Source organism: Paracoccus sp. KKT209 (assembly GCF_055635455.1).
Window position 1 is genome coordinate 2,567,862 of record NZ_CM145758.1, and the last position, 12,131, is coordinate 2,579,992.

General features: G+C 66.7%; 11 protein-coding genes. 2 read left to right on the top strand and 9 right to left on the bottom strand.

What is annotated here, in order from left to right:
• Positions 1-74: 74 nt before the first annotated feature.
• From metZ to ACZ2G3_RS12710, 5 genes are all read right to left on the bottom strand, one after another.
• Positions 75-1,262 (bottom strand): O-succinylhomoserine sulfhydrylase, encoded by a 1,188-nt coding sequence (gene metZ / locus ACZ2G3_RS12690; RefSeq protein WP_470396399.1) that lies wholly within the window; start codon positions 1,260-1,262, stop codon positions 75-77.
• A gap of 538 nt (positions 1,263-1,800) precedes the next feature.
• Positions 1,801-3,126 (bottom strand): sigma-54-dependent transcriptional regulator, encoded by a 1,326-nt coding sequence (locus tag ACZ2G3_RS12695; protein WP_419270542.1) that lies wholly within the window; start codon positions 3,124-3,126, stop codon positions 1,801-1,803.
• A 22-nt stretch (positions 3,127-3,148) separates the two neighbouring features.
• Positions 3,149-4,864, bottom strand: coding sequence for a sensor histidine kinase (locus tag ACZ2G3_RS12700; protein ID WP_419270714.1), 1,716 nt, complete (start codon positions 4,862-4,864; stop codon positions 3,149-3,151).
• Between the two features lie 140 nt (positions 4,865-5,004).
• Positions 5,005-5,673: a phosphoribosylformylglycinamidine synthase subunit PurQ gene (gene purQ, locus ACZ2G3_RS12705; protein ID WP_470396400.1), complete on the bottom strand. Its 669-nt coding sequence runs from the start codon at positions 5,671-5,673 to the stop codon at positions 5,005-5,007.
• Between the two features lie 185 nt (positions 5,674-5,858).
• Positions 5,859-7,070 (bottom strand): NADP-dependent isocitrate dehydrogenase, encoded by a 1,212-nt coding sequence (locus tag ACZ2G3_RS12710; protein WP_470396401.1) that lies wholly within the window; start codon positions 7,068-7,070, stop codon positions 5,859-5,861.
• Between the two features lie 259 nt (positions 7,071-7,329).
• Between ACZ2G3_RS12710 and ACZ2G3_RS12715 the strand changes: the two genes are divergently transcribed.
• On the top strand, positions 7,330-8,466 hold the full coding sequence (locus ACZ2G3_RS12715) for a Hint domain-containing protein (RefSeq protein ID WP_470396402.1): 1,137 nt from the start codon (positions 7,330-7,332) through the stop codon (positions 8,464-8,466).
• A 17-nt stretch (positions 8,467-8,483) separates the two neighbouring features.
• Here the strand turns inward: ACZ2G3_RS12715 and ACZ2G3_RS12720 are convergent, their stop codons facing one another.
• Together ACZ2G3_RS12720 and ACZ2G3_RS12725 are read right to left on the bottom strand one after the other, a co-directional pair.
• Positions 8,484-9,608, bottom strand: a complete 1,125-nt coding sequence (locus ACZ2G3_RS12720) for an HD domain-containing protein (protein ID WP_470396403.1) — start codon at positions 9,606-9,608, stop codon at positions 8,484-8,486.
• A gap of 63 nt (positions 9,609-9,671) precedes the next feature.
• Positions 9,672-10,334 carry an alpha/beta hydrolase gene (locus ACZ2G3_RS12725; RefSeq protein ID WP_111301771.1) on the bottom strand — a complete coding sequence of 221 codons (663 nt, stop codon included), beginning with the start codon at positions 10,332-10,334 and terminating at the stop codon, positions 9,672-9,674.
• A gap of 179 nt (positions 10,335-10,513) precedes the next feature.
• Here ACZ2G3_RS12725 and iscR point away from each other — a divergent pair, with 179 nt between their 5' ends.
• Positions 10,514-10,972, top strand: a complete 459-nt coding sequence (iscR, locus tag ACZ2G3_RS12730; RefSeq protein ID WP_419270532.1) for a Fe-S cluster assembly transcriptional regulator IscR — start codon at positions 10,514-10,516, stop codon at positions 10,970-10,972.
• A gap of 152 nt (positions 10,973-11,124) precedes the next feature.
• Here iscR and ACZ2G3_RS12735 read toward each other — a convergent pair whose 3' ends face one another.
• Entirely contained in the window at positions 11,125-11,493 is a 369-nt protein-coding gene (locus tag ACZ2G3_RS12735) for an arsenate reductase family protein (RefSeq protein WP_470396404.1), read from the bottom strand.
• Between the two features lie 29 nt (positions 11,494-11,522).
• Positions 11,523-12,038, bottom strand: a complete 516-nt coding sequence (locus tag ACZ2G3_RS12740) for an Lrp/AsnC family transcriptional regulator (protein WP_419270530.1) — start codon at positions 12,036-12,038, stop codon at positions 11,523-11,525.
• Positions 12,039-12,131 lie beyond the last annotated feature (93 nt).

Consider the following 12,131-nt stretch of genomic DNA (forward strand, 5'->3'; position numbering starts at 1 on the left):
CTCGCAGGGGAGGATGACACCGCCGCGCGCCGGGCGCGGGCGGTCCTGTGCCTGTCGCGGGGTGCGGCCCATCATCACCCTTCCAGCGCCTGCATCAGGTCGGCGGTCAGGTCGGCCGCATGTTCCAGCCCGACCGAGATGCGCAGCAGTCCCGGCGTAATCCCCAGATGCGCCTTGTCGGCCTCCGACAGGCGCTGATGGGTGGTCGTGGCGGGATGGGTGACGATCGACTTGGCGTCGCCCAGGTTGTTCGAGATCCGGATGATTTGCAGACGGTCCAGGGCCGCAAAGGCAGCGTCCTTGCCCTCGGCCAGTTCGATCGCGATCATGGTGCCGCCCGACCCCATCTGCCGCATCGCCAGGTCGTGCTGGGGATGGTCCGGCAGGCCCGGATAGATGACCCGCGACAGGCGCGGATGGCCGTGCAGGGCCGCCGCGATGGTGGCGGCCGCATCCGCCTGCGCGCGCACGCGCAGGTCCATGGTCTGCAGCCCATTCAGCATGATCCAGGCGTGGAAGGGGCTGATCGCCCCGCCGGTATGCTTCAGGTAGGGTTCGGCTACCTCGCGCACGAACTGCCGCGTGCCGCAGATCACGCCGGCCAGGGCGCGGCCGCCGCCGTCGATATGCTTCGTCGCCGAATAGACGACGACATCGGCCCCCTGCTCGACCGCCTTGGAAAAGACCGGGGTTGCAAAGACGTTGTCCACGACCACCGTCGCGCCGGCCGCATGGGCCAGGTCGGCCACCGCCTTCAGGTCGATCACCTCCAGCGTCGGGTTCGAGACGCTTTCAAAGAACACCGCGCGGGTGCCGGGACGGATCGCCGCCGCCCACTGGTCCAGGTCGGTGCCGTCGACATAGCTGACCTCGACCCCGAACCGGGCCAGCAGGTCCAGAACGTAAAGGCAGGACCCGAACAGCGCCCGCGCCGCCACGACGTGATCGCCCGGCTTGCACATCGCGAACATCGCGCCGTTGACGGCGGCCATGCCGCTGGCGGTGGCGAAGGCGTCCTCGGTCCCCTCCAGCGCGGCGATCCGATCCTCGAACATGCGGCTGGTCGGATTGCCGTAGCGGGCATAGATGAACTCGTCCGGGCCGGTGCCCTGGAACCGCGCCTCGGCCTGGGCGGCGCTGTCATAGACGAAGCCCTGGGTCAGGAAGATCGCTTCGGCCATCTCGCCATACTGGCTGCGGCGCGTGCCGTGGTGCACGGCCTGAGTGCGGGGATGAAGCTTGTTCTGGGGCGAAACGGTCATGTCGGACTGCCTTTCGGTGATCCTCGCGGGGATAATCCCCACCCGGTTTCTCCGCAACTGGTAAGCCGGGTTCAAATTAGCTTGCACGCGATGGTGTCGGAAAGAGGATAATTTGCAGAGACTGCAGTTTTTCGTATATTATTCATGCAGATAATGATCCAAACTACACCAATAGGTAGTTGGACACCCCTTCTGGTTGCACGTATAACGATCCCAGGGACCGGGCAGAATCGTGGATGCCATGCTCCTTACCTGCCCCATCTTGGGGTCCGGCGTCGAAAGACGGGTGCCGCGCGGTTCCTGAGCGCGGGGCGCCCGGTTTTTCAAGCCGGTGCTTGTCGGATGAACCGGCTCGATCGTTCAGTTTGTGCTTCAAGAGTAGCCCGTGCTGCGCGCGCGAGCCCGTTTTCCGATCTGGCCGATCGTCCGAACTGCGGTCTGTTTTTCCTGTGCCTATGTATCGAGTAGGACCGCAGGGACAGCCCGGGGGCAGCCTGCCTGCCTCCGGGTTTCGGGCCCGCCCCTGGGCTGCGGGCCGTTACAGGTAATCGCCGCGCTGCAACCCGTATTTGGCCATCTTCTCGTTCAGCGTCCGCCGCGGCAGGCACAGCTCCTCCATGACGCTGGCGATGCTGCCCTTGTGGCGGCGCATGGTGTTGTCGATCAGCATCTTCTCAAAGCTCTCGACATATTCCTTCAGCGGCTTGCCTTCGGTCGTGGTGGCCTGCTGGTTGTCCTCTCCATCCGCCATCAGCAGCGAGGCGATCGACCCCGACCCGCGCCGGTTCTGCAGCACAGCGCGTTCCGCCACGTTGATCAGCTGGCGGATGTTGCCGGGCCAAGGCGCCTGCAGCAGCTGGGCGGCCTCCTGCGCGCTGACCTGCGGGGGCTCGCAGCCGTATTCCTCGCTGAACTGCTCGGTCATGCGGGTGAACAGCGCCAGGATATCCTCGCCCCGCGCGCGCAGCGGCGGCAGGGTGATCTTCAGCGCGGACAGGCGGTAAAAGAGGTCGGGCCGCAGCGAATCCTCGGCCCGGCGCCCCTCGCCCCGCGCATTGCTGATCGCGATGATCCGGGTTTCCGCGGGCGTCCCCTGTTCGCTGATGAAGGCCAGCAGCCGCGCCTGCAACGCCTCGGACAGCGCCTCGACATCCTCAAGGCACAGGGTGCCCGCACGGGCCTCCTCGACGGCCGGCAGCCCGTCCTCCAGCGGCCCGAACAGGCGCGCCGACAGCGCCTCGTCATTATAGGCCGCGCAGGACACGGGCACGAACTTCTTGGAGGCCCGCGGCCCGACCGCATGCAGCGCATGGGCCACCAGCGTCTTGCCGGTCCCCGTCTCGCCGTCGATCAGCACATGCCCGTCGGCCTGGCCCAGGTCCAGGATGTCCTCGCGCAGCCGCTCCATCACCGGGCTGGCGCCGATCAGCTTGGACATGACCTGCTGGCCCTCGGACAGATCGCGGCGCAGAGCACGGTTGTCCAGCGTCATCCGGCGCATCTGCGTGGCCTTCTTGGCCAGCTGCGTCATGCGGTCGGGGTTGAAGGGCTTTTCCATGAAATCCATGGCGCCGATGCGCATCGCCTCGACCGCCATCGGCACGTCGCCATGGCCGGTGATCATGATGACGGGCAGGCTGCTGTCCAGCCCCATCAGCCGCTTGAGGAATGCCATGCCGTCCATCCCCGGCATGCGGATGTCGCTGACCACCACGCCCGGCCAGTCCGGCCCGATCACCTTCAGCGCGTCTTCGGCGCTGGCAAAGGTCTCGGTCTCGAAACCGGACAGGACCAGCCACTGGCTGATCGATTCCCGCATGTCCGGTTCGTCATCCACAATCGCGATCTTCAGCTTTCGGGACATTCTCTGATCCTCTCGTGTACTGTCATTCCGCCGCCAGCGACTGCCGGGGCTGTCCGGGACGGTGCAACGGCAGCTCGACGCGGAAGACCGCGCCGCCTTCGATTTCGTTATGCGCGGTCAGCCGGCCGCCAAAGTCGGCCACGATCGTGGACGAGATCGCCAGCCCCAGCCCGGTGCCCTCTCCGGGCTTCTTGGTGGTCCAGAAAGGTTCAAACAGCTTTTCCAGATCCGATACACCGGGGCCGTTGTCGCGCACGGACACATAGGCGTGAGCCGCCGCCTCCACCGAGATCTCGATGGTGGCCTCGCGCCGGTCGCGCACGGCATCGACCGCGTTGCGCAGCAGGTTGATCAGAACCTGCTCCAGACGGATGCGGTCCGCAAGCACCATCACCCGCTCGCGCGGGACGTTGCGGATGATGCGGATGGTCCGGGTGCGCAGCTGCGGCTCCATCATGGTCAGCGCGCTGCTGACCGCGGCGCGCAGGTCGACCGGCTCCACCGCCTCGCCGCCCTTCCGGGCATAGGACTTCAGCTGCCGGGTGATCGCGCCCATCCGGTCGATCAGGTCATCGATGCGCTGAAAGCTGGAAAGCGCCTCCTCGGGACGGCCGCGCTGCAGCAGCAGGCGCGCGCCCGCTAGATAGGTCTTCATCGCCGCCAAGGGCTGGTTCAGCTCGTGGCTGACGCCGGCCGACATCTCGCCCAGGGCGGCCAGCTTGGAAGACTGCTGCATGGTCTGCTCGGCCACGCGCAGCTCCTTCTGTACGCGCTCGCGCTCGGCGATCTCGCGGGTCAGGCGGGCGTTCAGCGCCCGCAGGTCCGCTGATTCGCGCATATAGGCCACGGACTGCATCCGGGCGCGGCGCGACAGCATCCAGAAGGCGCCGGCCAGCAGGATCGCAAAGCCCATGATCTGCAGCGCCAGGATCGCGTTCACCCGCTCGCGCACGCTGCTGTAGGCGGTGAAGCTGATCATCCGCCAGCCGCGGAACGGAACCCGCGCCTCGGACCGCATCACGGCCCGGCCCTGGACATAGGCGTCGGCCGGGCTGGAGGTCCAGTCAGCCGTCACCTGGAAGGCCCGCTGGATCGCCGAAGGGGCCGAACGCACGGCCAGCGCCTGCGGCAGGGTCAGCCCGCGCCAGCGCGGCTCGGTCGACAGGATGATCGTCCCTTCGCTGTCGGTCACGGCCACCGCGTCCGAGATGCCGGCCCAGGACCGCTCCAGCCGCGTCAGGTCCGCGCCCACCACGATCACGCCCAAGGTCCTGCCCTCGGACAGGATGGCACGGGAATAGGCGAATTCATGGGCGCCCGACGGCATTTCGGACACGGTGAAGACCGTGTCGCGCGACCGCAGCGCCTCGACGAAATAGGGCGCCGCCACGCTGTTGGTGCCGATCAGGTAGCGGTCGGTCGAGCCCACCACCCGGCCCGAGGCATCCAGAAGCCGGATGGAGGCGGCGCCGATTTCCTTCTGCGCCGCGATCAGCCGGGCCGAGGTGGTCGAGAAATCATTCCCGTTCAGCGCCGAGATCAGCGCCGGGTCGCGCGCGAACAGCAGCGGCACCACCGAATTGCGCTGCAATTCCGACATCAGGTTGCCGGTATAGAGCGCCAGACGCAGTTCCGACCGCACCCGGGTGTTTTCGGAGAACCGATCCGTCAGCCAGGCATTGGTGCCCCAGATCGACCCCAGGGCGGTGACAAAGATCAGCACGACGGTGGCCCGCAGCCACCATGGATTGTACAGCCGGGCGCCTACGCCGCGCCGCCGCTCCGCCCTGTCCTCGATATGCTCGTCATCGTCCAAGCACGGGTCCATCCACTGGGATCGCGGGCGGCAATCTACGGCGAACGCCGCGCAGGCTCAAGTCAGGCCTGCACGAGAGAGCCCACCAGCCCCCGGAACAGCGCCGCACCGTCGGTGCCGCCGGTGGCCGGATCGGCCGCGCGTTCCGGGTGGGGCATCATGCCAAGGACGCGGCGATTCTCGGACAGGATGCCGGCGATGTCGCCCACGGAGCCGTTCAGCGCCGGCGCATAGGTAAAGGCGATCCGGTCCTGGTCACGCAGCGTCGCCAGTCCCTCCGCCCCGATCTGGTAGTTGCCGTCGTGATGGGCGACGGGAACCGAGATCGTCTGCCCCAGGGCATAGCCGGAGGTGAAAGCGCTGTCGGCGGTGCCGACGCGCAGGGCCGCGGGCTTGCACACAAAGGTCAGCCCGGTGTTGCGCATCAGCGCGCCGGGCAGCAGCCCCAGTTCCGTCAGCACCTGGAACCCGTTGCAGATCCCCAGCAGATAGCCGCCCCGCTCGGCATGGGCCTTCAACGCCGCGGCGATGGGCGACTGCGCCGCGATGGCGCCGCAGCGCAGGTAGTCCCCGAACGAAAATCCACCCGGCACCGCGACCAGATCCACGCCTTCGGGAAGGCGGCTGTCCTTGTGCCAGACACGGGAGACCTGAGCCCCCGCCTGTTCCAGCGCGACGGCCAGGTCGCGGTCGCAATTCGATCCGGGGAAGGTGACGACGGCGGCTTTCATCAGCGTGGCTCCTGTCTGGGGACGCCTTGCCCTTAGCGCAGCCGGCGCGCCAAAGAAAGGGGGCGCTGCCCCCATCGCCTTGCGGCGATGCCCCAAGGGTATCTGAACAACGGAGAAATGGCTTCCTCTTTGTCCAAACCCTCGCCAAAGGCGAAAGGGCCGGGCAAATGCCCGGCCCCCTGCGATTAGTTCAGCGCCTTGTTCAGGTACTCGTCGACCTTTTCCAGGTAGCCCATCGTGGTCAGCCACTTCTGGTCCGGGCCGACCAGCAGCGCCAGGTCCTTGGTCATGTGACCATCCTCGACCGCCTGCACGGTGACGCGCTCCAGCGTCTCGGCAAAGTTCAGCAGCTGGGCGTTGTCGTCCAGCTTGGCACGGTGCTTCAGGCCGCCCGTCCAGGCAAAGATCGACGCGATCGAGTTGGTCGAGGTCGCGTTGCCCTTCTGGTGCTCGCGATAGTGGCGCGTGACGGTGCCGTGGGCGGCCTCGGATTCCACGATCTTCCCGTCCGGCGTCATCAGGACCGAGGTCATCAGGCCAAGGCTGCCGAAACCCTGCGCCACGGTGTCCGACTGCACGTCGCCGTCATAGTTCTTGCAGGCCCAGACATAGCCGCCCGACCATTTCATCGCCGATGCGACCATGTCGTCGATCAGGCGGTGCTCGTAATGGATGCCGGCCTTCTTGAACTGGTCCTCGAACTCGGCCTCGTAGACCTCCTGGAACAGGTCCTTGAAGCGGCCGTCATAGGCCTTGAGGATGGTGTTCTTGGTCGACAGATAGACCGGGTAGCCGCGCGACAGGCCATAGTTCATCGACGCCCGCGCGAAATCGCGGATCGAATCGTCCAGGTTGTACATGGCCATGGTCACGCCCGAGGACGGGGCCTGGAAGACCTCGTGCTCGATCGTCTCACCGTCTTCGCCCACGAACTTGATCGTCAGCTTGCCCTTGCCGGGGAAACGGAAGTCTGTGGCGCGGTACTGGTCGCCGAAGGCATGGCGGCCGACGATGATCGGCTGCGTCCAGCCCGGCACCAGGCGCGGGACGTTCTGGCAGATGATCGGCTCGCGGAAGATCACGCCGCCCAGGATGTTGCGGATCGTGCCGTTCGGGCTGCGCCACATCTTCTTCAGGCCGAATTCCTCGACCCGCGCCTCGTCGGGGGTGATGGTCGCGCATTTGACGCCCACGCCGTGCAGCTTGATCGCCTCGGCCGCGTCGATGGTGATCTGGTCGTCGGTGCGGTCACGCTCCTCGATGCCCAGGTCGTAGTATTTCAGGTCGATGTCCAGATAGGGCAGGATCAGCTTCTGCTTGATGAAGTCCCAGATGATCCGCGTCATCTCGTCGCCGTCGAGCTCGACGACGGGATTTGCGACCTTGATCTTCGACATGGGGGCCCCCTTTGGCGTTGGATTCGGATGCTCGCCTATAGCCCGATCAGGCCGTGAAGGAAAGACGGTATGCGATTGTATGCCAACCGGGGACGCTGTGCCGGCGGGGGCCGTCCCTCTCCCGGTCCCTTGGCCAAATGGCGGCTTTGCTTACGGCCGTTCGGTCAAAATGTCCGCAAAGGCAATTTGCCCGCTCCGGCACAAGGGGCGTAACTGACAGCACTCGCTTCACGAACTCCATTTTCCCCGGCAGGCTCCCATGACCGATGTCACCTGGCTCTGGTTCGGCAACCAGCCACAGGCCAACATGACCCCGACCACCCCCGCCACGGCCACCGAGGCCGAGCATCTTGTCGGCTATGGCGCGACGGGGCCCAACCAGATCGAAGCCGTCACCGTCTCCGGCACCACGCGCAGCATCACCGTCAACGGCACCAGCACCAGGGCCTTTGCGACCACCTACAACAACAACCCCTACGGCCCCAGCCCGATGACCTTCTTGCGCCCGACGGACGGCAGCCGTGTCAACAGCCAGATCACGGGCCTCTTCAGCGCAACCTATCGGGTGACCCTGGGCGACGGCAGCCAGGTGGAACGAACGGGCGCGCTGATCCAGATGGCCAGCGGCGACATCTTCCTGCGCCCGACCGCGCAGAACGTCGCCGAATGGGAGGACATCACCGCACTGCGATCGGTCAGGATCCTCTCGGTCACCCCCAGGGACGCCAACACCTATGCCGCGACCGTGTCCTTCAGCCCCAAGATCATGGATGTGGAGATCGTCTGCTATGCCGGCGGGACGATGATCCGGACGATCGACGGGGACCGTCCCGTCGAAACCCTGGCCCCGGGCGACCTGATCTGGACCCGCGACAGCGGCTATCAGCCGCTGCGGTGGTGCGGGTCAAGCCAATTGGACCAGGTGGACCTGGCCGCCGCCCCGCGTTTGCGGCCGGTGCGCATCGCGGCAGGCGCATTGGGCCCCGGCATCCCCCATTCCCCGCTGACCGTTTCGCCCCAGCACCGCATCCTGGTCCGGTCGGCGATCGCGCAGCGGATGTTCGGCACGCGGGAACTGCTGGCGCCGGCCAAGCAACTGCTTGCGCTGGAGGGGGTCGAGGTGGACGACCGGTGCCAGGCGGTGACCTATCATCACCTGCTCTTCGACCGCCACGAGATCCTGATCGCCAACGGGGCCGAGGCTGAATCGCTCTATCCCGGCGTCCAGGCGCTGCATGCCCTGAACGGCAAGGCGCTGCGCGAGATCCAGGCGCTGTTGCCTGCCCTGCTGCAGCCCGAGGCCGCGCCACCCTCGGCCCGCCCCTTCGGCACAGGCGCAAAGCTGCGCCGCCTGGTCATCCGGCACGCCGCCAAGGGCCAGCCGCTGGTGGCCTGAGGCGATGCGGCATTGCCCTACCGGCTGGAGAAATGCGCAGACAGGCGACCGGAGAGCCAGGCCCAGAGTTCGGCCGAGGCCGCATCGACCCAAGTCCCGACCCGCATCTCCAGCTGGGCCAGCGTCACGTCGTAACGGAGCCATCCCGCCCCACCGGCCTGCAGGTTCTGGATCGCCGGCTGGCAGCGGTCCAGGCCTTTGGCAAAGGTCGCGTCGGGCGTCTCGACCGCCTCGAACTCTTGCCAAAGCGCCAGGAATTCGGCCGCCTGTCCGTCCGGCAGCAGCCCGAAGATCCGGCGCGCGGCGGCCGCTTCCGCCTGCTGGATCGCGGCCGAGCCATGGGCCTGACCTCCGGCGGAATGCAGCGGCACGTCGCCCACGTCGATCTCGACCAGATCGTGGATCAGCAGCATCCGGATGACCCGGCCGATATCGACTCCCGGCCCCGCCAGCGGCGCCAGGACCAGCGCATAGAGCGCAAGATGCCAGCTGTGCTCGGCGCTGTTCTCGTGGCGCGAGCCGTCGATCAGCGTGTTCGCCCGATGGACCGACTTCAGCCCGTCCGCCTCGGCCAGAAAGGCCAGCCGTCGCCCCAGATCGCTGTCGGGCAGCCCCTGCTGCGCCAGCAGGTTCCGCGCAGCGGCGGCGGCATCCGGCCATTCCCGCACCATCCGGGCGGCCCGGCCGCGTTCCAGGTTCGCGCGGACGATCTCCACATGATCGGGCAGCGGCGCTCCCGCCTGCAACACCTGGAACAGCGGCTGGATGTGGTCCATGCGCTTGGCCATGCGGGCGTCATCGCAGCCGGCGGCCTCGAAGGCCCGCCAAAGATCCGCCAGCGCCGCGCCCTCGGGCATCAGGCCAAAGATTCGGCCTGCGGCCGCCTCCTCGGCCAGCCGCAGCGCGGCGGCATCGTGGTCCAGATGGATCGGCTGGTCCCCTGCGTCGATCTCGACCAGGTCATGCACCAGGATCATGGCGATCGCGCGGTCGCTGGCCCCGAAGACCATCGCGTAGAGCGCCACGTGCCAACTGTGCTCGGCGCTGTTCTCGGGGCGCGACAGGTCCATCAGCACATTGGCGCGCTGGACCGACTTCAGCCGATCCGCCTCGCACAGGAATGCAACCGCCTGATCCAGCATGACCGGGCCTTTCCTTTCAGTCGCCGGGGCAGCGGGCCGGGGCACGCGCCCCGGTGCCCTTCTTCAGCGGGTGTTCTCGGTCAGGCGGCGGCGGACATAGCCCTGGACCAGGTCGATCATCGGCTTCATGTGGGTTTCGTCGTCGCGGAAGAAGTGATCCGCGCCCTCGATCTCCTCATGGGTGATGGTGATCCCCTTCTGCTCGCGCAGCTTGGACACCAGCGCATGCGTGTCCTTGGGCGGCGCCACCCGGTCGGCCGTGCCGTTCACGATCAACCCCGAGGACGGGCACGGCGCCAGGAAACTGAAATCATACATGTTCGCCGGCGGCGCCACGCTGATGAAGCCGGTGATCTCGGGGCGCCGCATCAGCAGCTGCATCCCGATCCAGGCGCCAAAGCTGAAGCCCGCGACCCAGCAATGCTTGGAATTCGGGTTCATCGCCTGCAGGTAATCCAGCGCGGAGGCGGCATCCGACAGCTCTCCGATGCCCTGGTCGAACTCTCCCTGGCTGCGGCCCACGCCCCGGAAGTTGAAGCGCATCACGGTGAAGCCCATCTTGTGAAAGGCGTAATGCAGGTTATAGACGACCCGGTTGTTCATCGTCCCGCCATATTGCGGATGCGGATGCAGCACGATGGCGATGGGGGCGTCGGGCTTGCCGGGCTGGGGATGGTAACGGCCTTCGAGGCGGCCTTCGGGGCCGGGAAAAATCAGCTCGGGCATGGTTGTCCTTCACAGGGCTTGTCGGGTTTCTTGACGCGTGCGCGCGCGGCTTCTAGACGGAATATCTGGGCAGCCGGCGCAGGCTTGGCAAGGAACATGCTGGCCGGGCATAGCGCGCGACCACGGCAGCCGTCAATGCAAGGCAGGATCCGCAATGCGCGGATGGAGGGACGCAGGCCATGAAACTGTCAACCAAGGGCCGCTATGCCATCATTGCGCTGGTCGACCTGTCGATCGCCAAGGGCGACGACCTGACCTCGCTGGCCGAGATCTCCAAGCGGCAGGACATCTCGCTTCCCTATCTGGAACAGCTGTTCGTGCGGCTGAGGCGGGCGGGTCTCGTGGCCTCGGTGCGTGGTCCCGGCGGGGGCTATCGCCTGGCCCGCACGCCCGAGACGATCCGCATCGCCGAGATCCTGGAAGCCGTGGACGAGACCGTCAGCGCGATGCATATCGGCGCCGGCGCCTCGGGCGGCATCTCGGGGTCGCGGGCCCAGACGCTGTCGAACCGGCTGTGGGAAAGCCTTTCGGCGCATGTCTATGTCTTCCTGCACAACCACAGCCTGGCCGACGTCGCCCGCAACCAGCTGCTGCCCTGCCCGGCCCTGCCCAAGATCCTGAACGTCGTGGACGAATAACCCCACCCTGCCGGTGATGATTCCCATCGCGGCAGAACGCACACGGTGGGTCCGTGGGTTGCGTCCTTCGGACCGGCGGGACGCAACCCGGTCCCGCCACTTGCCTGCAGCCACGGGTGCAGCACCGGAAGGTGGGGGACCTGGTCCAGCGGTCAGCCTTGTCCTTGGGCAAGAAACGTGAAGATCCGCTCTTTCGGGCGGCAGAGGATGGCGCCACGGGGCCCGAAGACCACCGGCCGCTCGATCAGCAGGGGATGTTCGGCCATGGCGGCGATCAGGCGCTGGTCGTCCAGCCCCGGCTCCGAAAGGCCCAGCCGGTCATGGTCCTTGCCCTTCCGCCGCAGCAATCCGCGCGGCCCGATCCCCAAGGCCTCCAACGCGCCCATGATTTCCTGAGCGTCCGGCGGTTGCCGCACATAATCGCGGACCCTCACCTTGGCCCCTGTATTGCGCAGCGCCGCCAGCACGAAACGCGAGGTCGAGCAGGTCGGCCTGTGCCAGATCACATGGTCCGCAGCCATCAGAACCGCCGACGCAATCCCGCGGAGGCCTAGCGCCCGGCATCGGGGATGGGAAGCGCACTGGAGGCCTTGATCTCCTCCATCGACAGCAGCGCGGTGACATTGTGGATCTTCACCTCGCCGATCAGCGACTGGTAGAAGCGGTCATAGGCCCGCGCGTTGCGGACCTGCACCTTGAGGATATAGTCGATGTCGCCCGCCAGCCGGTGCGCCTCAACCACCTCGGGCCGGTCGCGCAGTGCCTTGAGAAAACGCCCCGCCCAGTCCCTGTCATGCTCACTGGTGCGCACCAGGACGAAAAAGCAGGCCTCCAGCCCCAGGGCCTCGGGGTCCAGGATCGCCACCTGCCGGCGGATCACACCGGCCTCGCGCAGCTTGCGGATCCGGTTCCAGACCGGGGTCTTGGAGGCCCCGACCCGCTCTGCGATCTGGTCCAGCGACAGGCTGGCATCCTCCTGCAGCAGGGACAGGATTTTGCGGTCCACCTCGTCCAGCCGGACAGGTGTTTGCCCCGGCCCCTCTGGGCTGGAAACTGGTTCCGGCATCGCAGGCTCCTTGTGCACGTCGTCCTTATTTCGCCCGACCACTCGCAAGAATCCAGAAGGAAATTCTATATAGAGAGCATCAGGAAAGAGGTC

Excerpts from the sequence above, each read along its gene's own strand:
- ACZ2G3_RS12720 (WP_470396403.1), bottom strand. The coding sequence starts at position 9,608 with ATGCTGGATCAGGCGGTTGCATTCCTGTGCGAGGCGGATCGGCTGAAG.
- ACZ2G3_RS12710 (WP_470396401.1), bottom strand. The coding sequence starts at position 7,070 with ATGTCGAAGATCAAGGTCGCAAATCCCGTCGTCGAGCTCGACGGCGAC.
- ACZ2G3_RS12735 (WP_470396404.1), bottom strand. The coding sequence starts at position 11,493 with ATGGCTGCGGACCATGTGATCTGGCACAGGCCGACCTGCTCGACCTCG.
- ACZ2G3_RS12740 (WP_419270530.1), bottom strand. The coding sequence starts at position 12,038 with ATGCCGGAACCAGTTTCCAGCCCAGAGGGGCCGGGGCAAACACCTGTC.
- ACZ2G3_RS12725 (WP_111301771.1), bottom strand. The coding sequence starts at position 10,334 with ATGCCCGAGCTGATTTTTCCCGGCCCCGAAGGCCGCCTCGAAGGCCGT.
- ACZ2G3_RS12715 (WP_470396402.1), top strand. The coding sequence starts at position 7,330 with ATGACCGATGTCACCTGGCTCTGGTTCGGCAACCAGCCACAGGCCAAC.
- ACZ2G3_RS12695 (WP_419270542.1), bottom strand. The coding sequence starts at position 3,126 with ATGTCCCGAAAGCTGAAGATCGCGATTGTGGATGACGAACCGGACATG.
- metZ (WP_470396399.1), bottom strand. The coding sequence starts at position 1,262 with ATGACCGTTTCGCCCCAGAACAAGCTTCATCCCCGCACTCAGGCCGTG.
- iscR (WP_419270532.1), top strand. The coding sequence starts at position 10,514 with ATGAAACTGTCAACCAAGGGCCGCTATGCCATCATTGCGCTGGTCGAC.
- purQ (WP_470396400.1), bottom strand. The coding sequence starts at position 5,673 with ATGAAAGCCGCCGTCGTCACCTTCCCCGGATCGAATTGCGACCGCGAC.